The organism is Sphingobium phenoxybenzoativorans, assembly GCF_001757355.1.
Taxonomy (GTDB): domain Bacteria; phylum Pseudomonadota; class Alphaproteobacteria; order Sphingomonadales; family Sphingomonadaceae; genus Sphingobium; species Sphingobium phenoxybenzoativorans.
Map to the genome: position 1 here is coordinate 57,787 of NZ_MINO01000006.1, position 14,443 is coordinate 72,229.

Sequence of the window (14,443 nt, forward strand, 5' to 3'; positions counted from 1 at the left end):
CATCCGGCGTCAGCCCTCGAAGGCCGCCTCAAGCGTCTGCCGGGCCACATCGTGCCAGGTCATGATCCCCTTGCGCAAAGATGCCGAGTGGGGAAGCGCCAGCGCCGCATCGATCTTGCCTCGCCAGTCATCCTCTCCGTCCAGCCGGTAGGTGATGGCGTTCTTGCCGGTATAAGGAATGAGGTCCGGCATAAGGATCGGCAGTCTGCAATAGCTATATTGGGGCAGCTTCAGGCTGGATTCCGAAAGATACACCTCCCCCGCCGTCATCCTGTACGGCGCCAGACCGATGTCGGCGTGGCGGATATAGGGCACGATGCTGTCGAAATCCCGCTCGCCATAGATGACGACATTGGCGGGCAGCGGCCCATGCCACTGCGCGCCGAAGATATGGAAGGTCACTTCCGGGGCGGCCGCCGCCATTGCGGCAACGGCATCCTCATCGAACAGCATATTGCCCACGGACACGGCGTTCCGGCTGCCCGCCGGATAGGGCGATGGCTGCTTCTTGTCGAACAGGCGCGCATCGACGCCCTGCGGAATGAAGCGCACATTGCCGCCCGCGGGCAGGCGCTCGGCCAGCAGGCGGGACGGCACGCAGATGGTGTCGAACTGCGGGATAGCCCGCTCCTGGATGCTTTCCAGCACTGATGCCGCGCCCACGCTTTTCAACAGGTCGCGGCAGAAATAGAGCAGGCGCGCTTCGGGATTGTAACGATGCACCGTGTCGAAGAAACACAGGGCGGAGCCGCTCTCGATGACGACAAGATCGGCATCGGCGATCTGCTCGCGCGCGAATTTGGGCAGATAACTGCCATATAGCCGGAACGCGCCCTCGCTGAGCCGGTCGAGCACCGCGTTGCCCGAACTGAAGGCGTGAATGGGCGGCAGATAGGCTCCTGCCCACAGATTTTGCCGTACAAGCTCGAAATGGTTCGCCTGATGCGCGGACAGCGCCAGGAAACGCGGCCTGTCCTTGGCGTAGGTCAGCCAACTATGTCCGACGGTAGTGAAATAGACCTGGTTGCCCTGCTCCGCCCAATTCTGCGCCACGAAATGGACGGACGCCTTGCGATAGCCGGGCAGGAATACATGGGAGGTCAGGATCACGATCTTCCGCGGCGTCGCGGCGGCGATGGTCTTTTGAATGGCCTTGTGATGAAACACAGTCGCGATCCTGCACCGCCAGCGCACGGCGCGCTGACTTTCAGGGTGACCGGACAGATGCGTTCACCCACTCGACCTACAATCACGGCACGGATAATGGCGGGTTAAGCCCGTTCGGGGCTTTTTCTGCTGTCAGAAAATGGGACAAATCCTACGTTTCTGGACTGTTTCGGCATTTCGGAGCGGCGGCTGCGCCGGGGACGGAATGCAGGACATGTCGCCCCCGGCGCAGCCGCCGCGCGCGTACCAGCGGCGCGACTTTCAGAAGAGGGCCGCCGCCATGACCGGAGCCTCGCTTTCCTGCGGCACAATATGGTTAACATTCATTTCCCATCGCCGGTAAACTCCTGTAGAAATTCAACGGGTAACCGCATGAATCATAAAATGCGGGGGGCGTTCATGATCGGGTCTATTGTTGCTCCATTATTGTTGCTGGCTCCGGCTCCGGTCCAGGCGCCTCCAAAGGCGCCGTCGGTTTTTATGTTTGAAACCGGTGCGAGCCTGCTGGAGAAATGCCAGAATAAGGCGCCGGAATATGCGCTGGCCTGCACGGCCTATGTTGTCGGCGTTGTCGACGGCATCAAGAAGGACATCTATCTGGGCCGCGCGCCCACCACATGCTGGCCCGACCGGCTGGGCGCGACGCAGGTGCGCGATATCGTCGTCAAATATCTGAAAACCTATGCCGATCAACGCAATTTCCCGGCGTCGCTGATCGTCAGCGTCGCGCTGGCCGACGCCTTCCCCTGCCACCCCTGAAAAGACCGTCGAAGCATTTGCATCGTCGCCTTCGCTAACGCACAATGGCGTCACTATCAGCCGCATGCAGGAGAATCATGAGCGACAGCCAAAGCGATCGCTGGTGGCGGGGCGCCGTCATCTATCAGGTCTATCCGCGCAGCTTCGCAGATTCCAACGGCGACGGCATAGGCGACCTTCCGGGCATCACCGCAAAGCTTGACCATATCGCATCACTCGGCGTCGATGCCATCTGGCTGTCCCCCTTCTTCACGTCGCCCATGCGCGACTTCGGCTATGACGTGTCCGACTATTGCGACGTCGACCCGATTTTCGGGACGCTGGCCGATTTCGACGCCCTGATCGCCCGCGCCCATGCGCTGAACCTGAAGGTGATCATCGACCAGGTTTACTCGCATACCTCGGACCAGCACGCCTGGTTCGTGGAAAGCCGGTCCAGCCAGGACAATCCGAAGGCCGACTGGTATGTTTGGGCCGATCCCAAGCCCGAAGGCTCCCCGCCCTCCAACTGGCAATCCGTGTTCGGCGGTCCGGCATGGACGTGGGATTCACGGCGGCGGCAATATTATCTGCACAATTTCCTGAAAGATCAGCCGCAGCTTAACGGCCATAATCCGGACGTGCGGCAGGCGCTGCTGGACACGGCGCGCTTCTGGCTGGACCGGGGGGCGGACGGGTTCCGTCTGGATGCGCTGAACTTCGCTATGTATGATCTGGGCCTGCGCGACAATCCGCCGGAGACCAAGAAAGGCCCACGGACCCGCCCCTTCGATTATCAGCAGCGCCTCTACAACCAGGGGCATGAGGATATTCCCCTGTTCATCGAGTCCCTCGCGGGCCTGATCATCGGCCATGGCGACCATTTCACGGTGGCGGAAGTCGGCGGAGAGGACGCGGACCGGGAGATGAAGGAGTTCACTCGCCTGCCCGGACGCCTGAACAGCGCCTATGGCTTCACCTATCTCTATGCGCCGGAGCTGACGGCGGAGGTAGTGCGGGAGGCGATAGCGGAATGGCCGGGGAAGGACGCGTTGGAAGGATGGCCAAGCTGGGCCTTTTCCAACCATGACGCCCCCCGCCATGTGACCCGCTGGGGCGAGGGCCGCGAGCGTGACAGGCTGGCGCGCCTGACCATGTTGCTGCTGACGAGCCTGCGCGGAAATATCTTCATCTATCAGGGCGAGGAGCTTGGCCTGCCGCAAGCGCATGTGCCCTATGACCGGCTGGTCGACCCGGAGGCGATAGCGAACTGGCCGCTGACGCTCGGACGGGACGGCGCACGGACGCCCATGCCCTGGACCGGGGAAGCGCCATGGGGCGATTTCTCGGTCGTTGAGCCGTGGTTGCCGATGGACCCGGAGCATTTAAGGCTCGCCGTGGCGACGCAAGAGGAAGACCCGGACTCAATGCTGGCCTGGACGCGCCAGATGATGGCGCTGCGCAAGGCGCATGCAGCCATCCGCAAGGGCAGCATAAAAGTCAGAAAGACACCGAAGGCGTTGCTCGTCTTTGACCGGATTACGGGCGAGGAAACCGTGACCTGTGTGTTCAACCTGACCGACGCGCCGATCGCGTGGCAGCCGGATGACGCGGGATTGAGGATATTGGCGGCTGTGGGTTTTGAGGGTGAAGGCGTTCCGGCGAGCTTGCCTGCCCTGTCTGGCTATATTGCTATTTGAGAATAAACCCGCTCGTCCGGCTGACACGAGGCGCGTGACTCGGGTCAGTGTCGAAGGACTGTCCTTACGCCTGAAGAATAGAACAGGGCTTCGACAGGCTTAGCCCGGACGGGAATAAGGCTAGCGCATCCGTTTCTCGACTTCGCTCGAAACGAACGGAAGTGGCGCGTCCGGGCAGCTAGTCGACCAGCTTGCCGCCCTTCACGACATCCGTGACATGTTCGAGGACGGTCACATCCTTCAACGGATCGCCGGCGACGGCGATGATGTCGCCATAGCGGCCGACCGCGATCGCGCCCACGTCGCCCTCCTGCCCCAGCGCCTTCGCGCCGCTGACGGTCGCCGCCTGGATCGCCTGCAGCGGGGTCATGCCCCATTCCACCATCTTGGCGAACTGCTTGCCATTGTCGCCATGGGGATAGACGCCTGCGTCAGTGCCGAACAGCATCGGTACGCCCGCCTTCACCGCCTTGCGGAAAGTTTCGCGCTGCAGACGGCCGATCATCTTTTCCTTGTCCAGACTTTCCTGCTCGGTGCCGTTGGCGGTGCCGGTCGCAAGGATATAGTCGTCATTATAGATATCCATGTCGAACCAGGTCTTTTTCTGGGCGGCGAGTTTGATGGTCTCATCGCCCGCCAGACTGCAATGTTCGATCGTATCGATCCCGGCGAGGATGGCGGTCCGGATGCCCTCATCACCATGCGCATGCGCGGCGACCTTAAGCCCCAGCATATGCGCCTCATCGGCGATCGCCTTCATCTCCTCCAAAGTGAGCTGCTGTGTGCCAACCCCGTCGCCCAGCGAAAATACGCCGCCGGTAGCGCAAATCTTGATCGCGCGGGCGCCATATTTGTGGAGCCAGCGGACCTTGGCCCGTGCTTCCTCCGGGCCATTGACGATGGACGGCTGCTTGACGTCCATCGATGGAGGCAGGCCGCCCTCGTCACAATGACCGCCGGTCGCGCCGATGGCATAGCCCGCGGGCACAATCCGTGGCCCCTCGACATAGCCGCCCTCAATCGCCTGTTTCAGCCCGACATCGCCAAAGTCCGATGCGCCCACATTACGCACGGTCGTAAAGCCCGCCTTCAACGTCTTTTTCGCATTGGCGACGCCAACCGCCGTCCAGAAACTGTCGGTATAACGCAGGCCCTGATAGCCACCGACCTCCGCCAGGCTGGTCAGGTGGACATGCATATCGATAAGGCCGGGGAGGATCGTCTTGCCGGACAGGTTGATATGCCTGACCGTATCGGCCCAGCGGACAGTTCTGGCGTCAGCGATGCTGGTGATCCGGCCATCCTCGATAAACACCGCCGGGCTGTCGACCTCCCTGCCGGTCAATACGTCGACCATTTTGTCTGCGGTGACGACCACGGTTTCGGCGCTGGCGGCTATGGGCGTCAGCGAGGCGAGGAGACAGGCGGCGACGGCGAACTTCTTCATGCGATTCCTCCGCATATTTTTTTCGAGATCGCACCGGCCTACCGCGCGATCACATTATAATACAGATGTAAAATTATCGGCCGGATGCGATGTCGATGGCGAAGCCGATCCACATGGCCGAAAGTATGGCGCAAGACAGAGCGTAGACGGCAAAGCGCGCCATCACCGGGCCTTTGGTTGCATGGATGACGCTGTGCGCCACGCGCAAAAGAACGAAAATCCAGGCGAGAAGAATCTGGAGATGATCGGCGTGGCGGGTGATCAGCAGCAGCGGCACCAGCGCGAAATAGAGCACCGGCATCTCGAACAGGTTGCGCAGGTTATTGGCGGGCATCTCGACCGGCGAGAAATAACGAAGCGCCGCTTCGCCCGTCGCCAAATCCTCCTTAGCCGGGGGATTGGCCTTCATATGGCCGGATCGCTTGACAAACATCAGCAACCACACGGCATAGACCAATGCGACCAGCAGGAATGTGGGCCAGAGAATATCGACTTGCATGATTGCCTCCCCTTGCTGTTTGACTGAGGCAATACAGCATGGACGCGCAGCGGCGGCAAGCAGGTCAGCGACGACGGATCAGCGGCGCAACCACCCGCCGCACAGGAACAGCCACCCCATTCCCAATATCCAGCCGGCCAGAACATCGGTGGGCCAGTGAACGCCCAGCCACACCCGGCTGAAACCAATGGCGAGAATCATCGCGGAAGCGGCGGTCCATGCCCACCCCCGGCCGATCAGCATAGCCAGCGCGCCGAAGAAGATCATGTTTCCCGACGCATGGCCCGACGGAAAACTGTAACTTTTTACGATGTCCAGATGCGGCAGAAGGTCAGGACGCGGCGCGGCGAACACCTGCTTCAGTCCTGCGTTCAGCAATGTGCCGCCCACCACGACAAGAACCAGCCAGACTGTCTGACGCCCTCTGCCGCGCCAGAATAACATGGCGCAGGCGACCAGACTCATGCCGATCCGCGCCGCCGTATCGCCGATCTCGCTCAGCCCAACCATTGTCAGCGTGACGGGCGGACCGATGGCGGTGTCGCGCCATGCCCCCGCTCCGCCCATCAAGCCGTGGTTGAAGGGCCTGAGCCATCCCCAGCGCTGCGCGAGGGCGATGGCCAGAACCAGCAACAGCGACAGGATGAACAGCAGCGCCCGGCGACCAAGATCGCGCCGCTGTCTCACGCCCGCCATCCCGTCACCCGCACTCCAATTCCTCAGATATGGAGCGCGCGGCCATAGGCGCTCAGCACGCCCTCATGCATGACTTCCGAAATGGTGGGATGCGGGAAGATTGTGCCCATCAGCTCCGCCTCGGTCGTTTCCAGCGTCTTGCCGATGACATAGCCCTGGATCAGTTCGGTGACTTCCGCGCCGATCATGTGCGCGCCAAGCAATTCGCCCGTTGCCTCATCAAACACGGTCTTCACGAAGCCTTCGGTCTCGCCAAGCGCGATCGCCTTGCCATTGCCGATGAACGGGAATTTGCCGACCTTCACCTTGTATCCCGCTTCCTTCGCCTTGGCCTCCGTCAAGCCGACCGAGGCGACCTGCGGACGGGAATAGGTGCAGCCGGGGATATTCTTCACGTCCATCTCATGCGGATGTTCGCCGGCCATCGCCTCGACGCAGATGACTGCCTCATGCATCGCCTTATGTGCGAGCCACGGCGCGCCGGTGACATCGCCGAACGCATAAATGCCCTCGACATTGGTCTTGCCAAAACCGTCCGTGACGATGTGGCCGCGATCGGTCTTAACGCCCAGCGCCTCCAGCCCGATATTCTCCGTATTGGGGACGATGCCGATGGCGACGATGGCGTGGCTGAATTCCTCGGTGGTGACCGTGCCGTCCTTCGCCTTGATCTCAGCCTTCACGCCCTTGGGCGTAGCCTCCAGCTTCTGCAGGCCGGTGGAGGTACGGATATCCATGCCGAATTTCTTGAGCTGCTTTTCCATGAACGCGCTGATTTCCGCGTCCTCGACTGGCAGGATGCGGTCCAGCATTTCGACCACAGTCACTTTCGCGCCCATGTCGCCATAGAAGCTGGCGAACTCCAGCCCGATCGCGCCGGAGCCGATGACCAGCAGGTTGGTCGGCATTTCCGGCGGAGTCATAGCGGTGCGATAGGTCCAGATCTTCTTGCCATCGGCCGGCGCGAAAGGCAGGTCGCGGGCGCGGGCGCCGGTGGCGACGATAATCTTCTTGCCCTCCAGGACGGTCTTTTGATCCCCCTGAGTGACTTCCAGCTTGCCCTTGCCTACCAGCTTGCCGACGCCCTCATGCACGGCGATCTTGTGCTTCTTCATCAGCATCTTGACGCCGCCGTTAAGCTGATCGGCAACCTTGCGCGACCGCTGGACGACCTTTTCCAGATCATAGGCGGGTTTCGGCGCGGACAGCCCATAGGCTTCGGCATGGGTGATGTAATGATAGATTTCCGAGGAACGCAGCAACGCCTTGGTCGGAATGCAGCCCCAGTTGAGGCAAATGCCGCCGAGCCGTTCACGCTCAACGATGGCGACCTTCATGCCAAGCTGCGCCGCGCGGATCGCGCCGACATAACCGCCGGGACCGGAACCAAGGATGATAAGGTCGTAAGTGTCAGCCATGATGCAGAACTTTCTTTGCTGATTATTGCGCCAGGGGGGGCACGCTGCGGGTTTGGCGATCCTCTCCGATCGCCACGAAAGTAAAGGTCGCTTGTGTCACGCGGTAGGAGCGGTCGTCATGCCGGGTGCGGCGCCAGGCCTCCACCGCTATATTCATGGACGTGCGGCCTACGCTTTTCAGGGTTGCGAATACGGACACCTCATCTCCCACGACGACGGGCCGGAGGAACTCCATGCCCTCCACCGCGATCGTCACCGCCCTACCCTTTGAATGACGGGCGGCGACGGAACCAGCTGCCGAATCCATCAGGCTCATCAGCCAGCCGCCGAAAATATCCCCATAGGGATTGGTGTCGGCGGGCATGGCGATAACGCGGACGGCCGGATCGATAGCCGGGGGAGCCTCGTCAGGCTTGCTCATCAGGCGAGCATGCTCAGCGGATTTTCAACCAGCGCCTGGAACGCCTGCATAAGCTGCGCACCGACTGCGCCGTCTATGGCGCGGTGGTCGAAACTGCCCGTCGCGGTCATGACCGTTGCAACGGCCAGGGCGCCGTCCACCACACGCGGACGCTTGTCGCCGGCGCCAACCGCCAGGATCATGCCCTGCGGCGGATTGATCACGGCGTCGAACTGCTTGATGCCGAACATGCCCAGGTTGGAGATGGAGGCGGTGCCGCCCTGATATTCCTGCGGCTGCAGCTTGCCGTCGCGGGCGCGGGCGGCGAGGTCCTTGGCCTCTATCGCGATCTTCGACAGGGATTTGCCGCCAACATCGGTGATGACCGGCGTGATCAGACCGCCGGGGATCGCAACGGCCATGGATATGTCCGCGCGATGGAATTTGATGAGATTATCGCCGGAAAACTGGACATTGGCATCCGGCACCTGCGTCAGCGCAATGCCAAGCGCCTTGATCAGCAGGTCATTGACCGACAGCTTCACGCCGCGGCTTTCCAGACCCTTGTTGAGGTCACCGCGCAGCTTCAGCAACTTGTCGAGATTGCAATCAAGCGTCAGGTAGAAATGCGGAACGGTCTGCTTGGATTCCGTCAGGCGGCGCGCAATGACCTTGCGCATGGACGACAGCTTGATCGTCTCCGAAGGCACGCCTTCCGGCGCGGGAGCGGGCGTCGCAGCCGCAGGAGCAGCGGCCTGGGCGGGCGCAGCGGCCTGCGACGAGGGCGAGGGAGAGGGCGCGGGAGAGGGCGCGGCAGTTGCCGCGGATGGCTTCGCGCCATCTAGATCAGCCTTTACGATGCGGCCGTTCGGACCGCTGCCTTCGATCGTCGAGAGGTCTAGACCCGACTGCTCGGCAAGGCGGCGGGCAAGCGGGCTTGCCTTCAAACGGTCACCGTCGGAAACGGATTTTTCCGCTTTCGCCGGTACAGGATCGGCCTTGGCGACTGGCGCGGGTTCGGCCTTGGCAGGCGTGGCGTCCGCTTTCGGCTCGGCCTTCTCCGCCACGGGCGCGGCGGCCGGTGCGGGCGCTTCCGCAGCATCCTCGCCTTCGCTGGCGAGCGTGGCGATAACAGTGCCGACCTTCACGCCTTCGCTGCCTTCGGGCACCATGATCTTGGCGATCGTGCCTTCGTCGACAGCCTCAAATTCCATCGTGGCCTTGTCCGTCTCGATCTCGGCCAAAAGGTCGCCGGATTTTACCGTGTCGCCTTCCTTGACGAGCCATTTGGCCAGCGTGCCCTCCTCCATGGTCGGGGAGAGCGCCGGCATCTGGATGTTGATCGTCATGGGGTGTGCAGCCCTTTATTAAGGTGATTCCAGGGGAGGTTGGTGCGGTTTTGACGCTTTGGCCGCATGGGTCAAGGGTAGCCTTGTTTTCCGCAAAGATATGCCCCAGATTCAGGCTTCACAAGCGGGGCGGACCTTCATGCGCATTTATCTTGTGGTCGTTGACGAAACGCGGGAGGCCGAGGCCGCCCTGCGCTTTGCCGCGCGCCGCGCCGCCAAGACGGGCGGAGCGGTCCAGATCCTCGCTTTGGTACCCCCTACCGAGTTCGTCCAGTGGGGCGGCGTGCAGGCGACGATCGAGGAGGAGGCGCGGCAACGGGCCGAAGCGCTGGTGACGGGCGCCGCGGGCACATTGGTTGAGGAATCGGGCATAAGGCCGGTCATCACCGTGCGGCAGGGCGACCCCGTAACCGTTGTGCGCAAAATGCTCGATGATAATGACGATATTGCAGCGCTGGTGCTGGGCGCGGCGGCCGTGGGGCCTCCCGGACCGCTGGTTGCGCATTTCGCAGGGGCCGAGGCAGGACGCCTGCCCTGCCCGATTATGGTCATACCGGGATCGCTGGACCGGGAAACGCTGGATCGGCTGAGTTGAACCTATTGTTTCTTCTTCCGTTCGGGCGGAGCGAAGTCGAAGCCTCCCAATGAACGTAGTGAAGTGCCTTCACCTTCGCTCAGGGTGAACGGTTTCTCTATCCCGCTGCCGGACCCAGCTTCACTTCTTGCGATGCTTGCCCCGCGCGCTGCCGATATGCCGGATATTCGACGGCCGGCCCCGTCTTTGCGATGGCTTGCCCCGCAATCGGTCGCCGCGCACCGGCAAATGGTTCGCGCCTTCGGGAATTTCGAAGCGCAGCGCGCCGTTGATCGGGTCGGCCTCCACCAGCCGCAGCGGAAGATGCTGCCCGACGGTATAGCGGTCGCCGCTGTTCATGCCCTCCAGCGCCTTGCCAGCCTCGTCGAAGAAGAAACGCTCCGCGCCAAGTGTCGAAACAGGCACCAGCCCATCGCCGCCAAGCCCCTCCACCGTCGCGAAGAAACCGAAATTCTGGACGCCGGTGATGCGGCACTCAACCACCTCGCCCACGCGTGTCGCAAGGAAGGCGGCGACATAGCGGTCGATCGTTTCGCGCTCCGCCTCCATCGCTCGCCGCTCATGCTGGCTGATAAGCTCGCCGACACGGCCCATATTCGCCATGTCCTCACCGCTGAGCGACGTTCTCTCCGGGATCGCCTTGTCCTTCGGCGCGGGCAGTTCGAGGCCATAGGCGCCAACAAGCGCGCGGTGGACAAGCAGGTCCGAATAGCGGCGGATCGGAGAGGTGAAATGGGCGTATGACCCCAGCGCCAGACCGAAATGGCCTGCATTTTGCGGACCATAATAAGCCTGGGTCTGGGTGCGCAGTATCTGCTCCATGATCTGCGGCCGCGCCTCATTGTCGCCAAGCTTCGCGATCAGGCGGTTGAAGGTCGACGGCTGGATGACCTGCCCCAGCGCGAACTCCATGTCGAAGGTCTTGAGATATTCCTTCAGCGCCACCAGCTTTTCCCGGCCCGGCGGCTCGTGGATCCGGTACATGACGGGGGCCTTCTTCGCTTCCAGCGCCTTGGCCGCCGCGACATTGGCGGCGATCATATAATCCTCGATCAGACGGTGAGCATCCAGCCGCTCCCGCACGGCGACGCTGACGATCCGCCCATTCTCATCCAGCACGACCCGCCGTTCCGGCAGGTCGAGGTCGAGCGGACTGCGCGCATCCCGCGCCTTGGCCAACAACGCCCAGCAGGCCCAGAGCGGGCGAAGCGCGGTGTCGAGCAACGGGTTTTCCACCTCGCCGTCGATCGCCGCCTGCGCTTGCTCGTAGGGAACATTGGCGGCGACGCGAATGACGGCGCGGGTGAAGCGCCAGGATGTGACCTTCCCCTTCGCGTCGATAACAAGGTGGCAGGCCATCGCCGCCCGGTCCTCCTCGGCGCGCAATGAACACATGTCCGAAGAAAGCTGATGCGGCAGCATGGGGACCACGCGGTCGGGGAAATAGACGCTGTTGCCCCGCTTGCGCGCTTCCCTGTCCAGCGATCCGCCGGGCCGGACATAATAGGATACGTCGGCGATGGCGACGATGGCGCGGAAACCGCCCGGATTGGCGGGGTCCTCATCTGGCGCGGCCCAGACCGCATCATCGAAATCGCGGGCATCGACGGGATCGATGGCGACGATAGGCAAATGGCGCAGATCCTCCCGCTTGTCCTCATGCAGGGGAAGGCGGGCGACGCGCACTGCCTCCTCCTCCGTGGCGTCGGGAAAAACAAAGGGGATACCATGTTTATGGATCGCGATCAGGCTGAAGCTTTTCGGCGCGAAGGGATCGCCGAGGATATCCGTAACGCGTGCGCTGATGCGGGGCGGACGGCCGCTCGCCTCCGCCAGCACCAGGTCGCCGGGCTTGGCGTCCCCCGCGTCGCTGATGGGCGTAGCATTGCGGATGCGCTTGTCGACGGGACGCAGCCAGAGCTTGCCGCCCTCCTTCGCCTCGATCACGCCGAGCATGAGGTCGGAGCCCTTGGCAAGCTTCTTCATCGGGTGGGCGATCCAGCCATTGCCCGCTTCTTCCGTGCGGGCGAGGATGCGGTCGCCGACGGTCAGCGCGCTCCGCTTGCCGCGCTCCACAATGCGCAGGCGTGGCGGGGGAATGCCCTCCCCCTCCCACTTGTCCGGCACGCCCAGAAGCTGATTGCCATCGACATCGACGATGCGCAGCACCGTCACCTTCGGCACGCCGCCCATCTTGTGAAAGGCGCGGGCGGGACCAATGTCGATCAACCCTTCATCGGCCATGTCCTTGAGCAGCGCCTTGAGCGCGATCTTTTCCTGCCCTTTCAGCCCGAAAGCGCGGGCGATCTCCCGCTTGCCCGCAGGCGTATCGGAGGTCGCGATGAAATCCATGATCTGATCGCGGGTGGGAAAGCCGGCGGGCTTCACCTTTGAGGGCTTGCGGGTGGGGGGTGCCATGCATCCGCTATAGGGAGGCGGCGGCACGGTTGCCAGCGCCGTTCCGCTTGGCCACAAGATAGGCGGTGACCTATGACCTCATCATCGTCGGCGGCGGAATAAATGGATGCGCCATTGCGCGCGAAGCCGCGGTCAACGGGCTGAACGTCCTGCTGGTCGAAAAGGATGATCTGGCGGCGCATACCTCGTCGGCCTCCACCAAGCTGATCCACGGCGGATTGCGCTATCTGGAATATTATCAGTTCAAGCTGGTGCGCGAGGCGCTGCAGGAGCGCGAACGGTTGCTGAAGGCCGCGCCTCACCTGATCCGGCCGATGCATTTCGTACTGCCGCATGAGAATGCTATCCGTCCGTGGTGGATGGTGCGGCTGGGCCTCGCGTTCTACGACCGGATCGGGGGCAGGATCAGCCTGTCACGATCGCGCAGTTTGAAGCGGCGCGACGATCTTTTCCTCGCCCCGCTGCGGCGCAAGGGAAAGGGCTTCGTCTATTCAGACTGTTGGGTCGATGACGCCCGGTTGACGTTGCTGAACGCGATGGACGCCGCGCAACATGGCGCGCGGATCATGACGCGGACCGCCCTGGTTTCTGCGCAGCGCCGGGATGGCGTGTGGCAGGCCGAGCTTTCGGACGGGCAGCGGATCGCGGCGCGCGCGATCGTCAATGCCGCAGGTCCCTGGGTTGCGGAGATGCTCGCCGATATCCATGTGCAGAGCCGCAGCAAGGTTCGGCTGGTGAAGGGCAGCCACATCATCGTACCCCGCCTGTTCGAAGGTGAGCATGCCTATATGCTGCAGCAGCCGGACCGCAGGATCGTGTTCGCCATCCCCTATCAGGGAACGAGCACATTGATCGGAACCACCGATGTCCCGGTCGCCCGGCCGGAGGATGCCGGGATCAGCGAAGATGAAGCGCTTTATCTTTGCGCAGCGGCCAATCGCTATCTGGGGCGGCAGATAACGCCGCGCGACGTGACGTCGAGCTATAGCGGCGTCCGGCCGCTTTATGACGATGGCGCGCCGGAGAGCCGGGCGGTGACGCGGGACTATGTGCTGGAATTGGATAGCGAGGGTCCACCCGCCCTGTCGGTATTCGGCGGCAAGATCACGACCGCGCGGAGGCTGGCGCAGCAGGCTTTCGATACGCTGGCGGGCGCCATGAACTGGCGGCGCAATGCGTCGACGGAGGACAAGCCATTTCCCGGCGGCGAAATGGCGAATTTCTCGCGCTATCTGGAGGAAGTCCGCAAAGGCTGGCCCTTTCTGGGTGAGGCGCGTTCGCTGCGGATGGCGCGGGCTTATGGCGTGATGCTGGGCGAGATGCTCGACGGCGTGAGCAGCGCAGAGGCAATGGGCAGGGATTTCGGGAGCGGCTTTTCGGAGGTTGAGGCCCGGTGGATGCGCGACCGCGAATGGGCGGCAACGGCCGACGATTGCCTCATGCGACGTAGCAAGCTGGGCCTGGCCATGAGCAATGCCGAACAAATTTCATTCCAGGTATGGTGGGAAAATCTCTCCTGATCGTTGAAAGGCGAAAGGGAGAAAAACATGGGTCACATCTACAGATCCGGCTTGGCGCTCGCGGCGCTTCTTCTTCACGGCGCGGCCGATGCGCGCGACGACAAAACCCGCCTTGCATACGCCATCAACAAGGATGGGGCCGACCATTATGTCTGGGGCGGAAAGAATGACGGATGGTATCTGGTCAAACGCCAGGACATGACCGTCATTCAGGAACGCATGGTGTCCGGCGGCGAGGAAGTGGCCCATTATCACAAGAAAGCCCGCCAGTTCTTCTATGTCCTGTCAGGCGAGCTGGTGATGGAGGCCGATGATTATTCCAACGTCGTCAAGGCCGGCGAAGGCATAGAGATCGAACCGGGCAAGGTGCACCAGGCCCGCAACCCCAGCGGAGCGCCGCTGGAGATGCTGGTGATCTCCTTCCCCAACAGCCATGCCGACCTGGTGGAAATCAAGCCCGCGCGCCGGGAAACGCGATTGGCGCAGGCGGACTGAT

General features: G+C 62.5%; 13 protein-coding genes. 5 read left to right on the forward strand and 8 right to left on the reverse strand.

Going from position 1 to position 14,443, the window contains the following annotated elements:
* Positions 1 to 9: 9 nt before the first annotated feature.
* Entirely contained in the window at positions 10 to 1,167 is a 1,158-nt protein-coding gene (locus BHQ40_RS05050; RefSeq protein ID WP_070153333.1) for a GumK N-terminal domain-containing glycosyltransferase, read from the reverse strand.
* A 480-nt stretch (positions 1,168 to 1,647) separates the two neighbouring features.
* Between BHQ40_RS05050 and BHQ40_RS05055 the strand changes: the two genes are divergently transcribed.
* Complete coding sequence (locus BHQ40_RS05055; protein ID WP_139139189.1) at positions 1,648 to 1,926, forward strand: Rap1a/Tai family immunity protein; 279 nt, start codon at positions 1,648 to 1,650, stop codon at positions 1,924 to 1,926.
* 77 nt (positions 1,927 to 2,003) lie between these two features.
* The gene (locus tag BHQ40_RS05060; protein WP_070153336.1) at positions 2,004 to 3,605 is read left to right on the forward strand and encodes an alpha-amylase family glycosyl hydrolase; all 1,602 of its coding nucleotides are present in this window, start codon (positions 2,004 to 2,006) and stop codon (positions 3,603 to 3,605) included.
* A 178-nt stretch (positions 3,606 to 3,783) separates the two neighbouring features.
* Here the strand turns inward: BHQ40_RS05060 and BHQ40_RS05065 are convergent, their stop codons facing one another.
* The 6 genes from BHQ40_RS05065 to BHQ40_RS05090 all read right to left on the reverse strand — a co-directional run bounded on the left by BHQ40_RS05065 (position 3,784) and on the right by BHQ40_RS05090 (position 9,414).
* Positions 3,784 to 5,052 carry a Xaa-Pro dipeptidase gene (locus BHQ40_RS05065; protein ID WP_171905768.1) on the reverse strand — a complete coding sequence of 423 codons (1,269 nt, stop codon included), beginning with the start codon at positions 5,050 to 5,052 and terminating at the stop codon, positions 3,784 to 3,786.
* 73 nt (positions 5,053 to 5,125) lie between these two features.
* A complete protein-coding gene (locus BHQ40_RS05070) occupies positions 5,126 to 5,551 on the reverse strand; it encodes an MAPEG family protein (RefSeq protein WP_083276708.1) in 426 nt (141 codons plus the stop codon).
* A 78-nt stretch (positions 5,552 to 5,629) separates the two neighbouring features.
* Positions 5,630 to 6,247: a phosphatase PAP2 family protein gene (locus BHQ40_RS05075; RefSeq protein WP_070153345.1), complete on the reverse strand. Its 618-nt coding sequence runs from the start codon at positions 6,245 to 6,247 to the stop codon at positions 5,630 to 5,632.
* A gap of 23 nt (positions 6,248 to 6,270) precedes the next feature.
* A complete protein-coding gene (gene lpdA / locus BHQ40_RS05080; RefSeq protein WP_070153348.1) occupies positions 6,271 to 7,665 on the reverse strand; it encodes a dihydrolipoyl dehydrogenase in 1,395 nt (464 codons plus the stop codon).
* Between the two features lie 22 nt (positions 7,666 to 7,687).
* Entirely contained in the window at positions 7,688 to 8,086 is a 399-nt protein-coding gene (locus BHQ40_RS05085; RefSeq protein ID WP_070153351.1) for an acyl-CoA thioesterase, read from the reverse strand.
* Positions 8,086 to 9,414 carry a pyruvate dehydrogenase complex dihydrolipoamide acetyltransferase gene (locus BHQ40_RS05090; RefSeq protein ID WP_070153354.1) on the reverse strand — a complete coding sequence of 443 codons (1,329 nt, stop codon included), beginning with the start codon at positions 9,412 to 9,414 and terminating at the stop codon, positions 8,086 to 8,088. Before BHQ40_RS05090 ends, BHQ40_RS05085 begins: the two co-directional genes overlap by 1 nt.
* Before the next feature lie 139 nt (positions 9,415 to 9,553).
* Between BHQ40_RS05090 and BHQ40_RS05095 the strand changes: the two genes are divergently transcribed.
* Positions 9,554 to 10,009 carry a universal stress protein gene (locus BHQ40_RS05095; RefSeq protein ID WP_070153593.1) on the forward strand — a complete coding sequence of 152 codons (456 nt, stop codon included), beginning with the start codon at positions 9,554 to 9,556 and terminating at the stop codon, positions 10,007 to 10,009.
* A gap of 120 nt (positions 10,010 to 10,129) precedes the next feature.
* Here the strand turns inward: BHQ40_RS05095 and rnr are convergent, their stop codons facing one another.
* Positions 10,130 to 12,427: a ribonuclease R gene (gene rnr, locus BHQ40_RS05100; protein ID WP_070153357.1), complete on the reverse strand. Its 2,298-nt coding sequence runs from the start codon at positions 12,425 to 12,427 to the stop codon at positions 10,130 to 10,132.
* Between the two features lie 65 nt (positions 12,428 to 12,492).
* Here rnr and glpD point away from each other — a divergent pair, with 65 nt between their 5' ends.
* Entirely contained in the window at positions 12,493 to 13,947 is a 1,455-nt protein-coding gene (gene glpD, locus BHQ40_RS05105; RefSeq protein ID WP_070153360.1) for a glycerol-3-phosphate dehydrogenase, read from the forward strand.
* Between the two features lie 27 nt (positions 13,948 to 13,974).
* Positions 13,975 to 14,442 (forward strand): cupin domain-containing protein, encoded by a 468-nt coding sequence (locus BHQ40_RS05110; protein ID WP_070153363.1) that lies wholly within the window; start codon positions 13,975 to 13,977, stop codon positions 14,440 to 14,442.
* Position 14,443 lies beyond the last annotated feature (1 nt).

Bases quoted from the DNA above. Each gene is read 5' to 3' on its own strand.
- BHQ40_RS05055 (WP_139139189.1), top strand. From the start codon at position 1,648: ATGTTTGAAACCGGTGCGAGCCTGCTGGAGAAATGCCAGAATAAGGCG.
- BHQ40_RS05060 (WP_070153336.1), top strand. From the start codon at position 2,004: ATGAGCGACAGCCAAAGCGATCGCTGGTGGCGGGGCGCCGTCATCTAT.
- BHQ40_RS05065 (WP_171905768.1), bottom strand. From the start codon at position 5,052: ATGAAGAAGTTCGCCGTCGCCGCCTGTCTCCTCGCCTCGCTGACGCCC.
- BHQ40_RS05070 (WP_083276708.1), bottom strand. From the start codon at position 5,551: ATGCAAGTCGATATTCTCTGGCCCACATTCCTGCTGGTCGCATTGGTC.
- BHQ40_RS05075 (WP_070153345.1), bottom strand. From the start codon at position 6,247: ATGGCGGGCGTGAGACAGCGGCGCGATCTTGGTCGCCGGGCGCTGCTG.
- lpdA (WP_070153348.1), bottom strand. From the start codon at position 7,665: ATGGCTGACACTTACGACCTTATCATCCTTGGTTCCGGTCCCGGCGGT.
- BHQ40_RS05085 (WP_070153351.1), bottom strand. From the start codon at position 8,086: ATGAGCAAGCCTGACGAGGCTCCCCCGGCTATCGATCCGGCCGTCCGC.
- BHQ40_RS05090 (WP_070153354.1), bottom strand. From the start codon at position 9,414: ATGACGATCAACATCCAGATGCCGGCGCTCTCCCCGACCATGGAGGAG.
- BHQ40_RS05095 (WP_070153593.1), top strand. From the start codon at position 9,554: ATGCGCATTTATCTTGTGGTCGTTGACGAAACGCGGGAGGCCGAGGCC.
- rnr (WP_070153357.1), bottom strand. From the start codon at position 12,427: ATGGCACCCCCCACCCGCAAGCCCTCAAAGGTGAAGCCCGCCGGCTTT.
- BHQ40_RS05110 (WP_070153363.1), top strand. From the start codon at position 13,975: ATGGGTCACATCTACAGATCCGGCTTGGCGCTCGCGGCGCTTCTTCTT.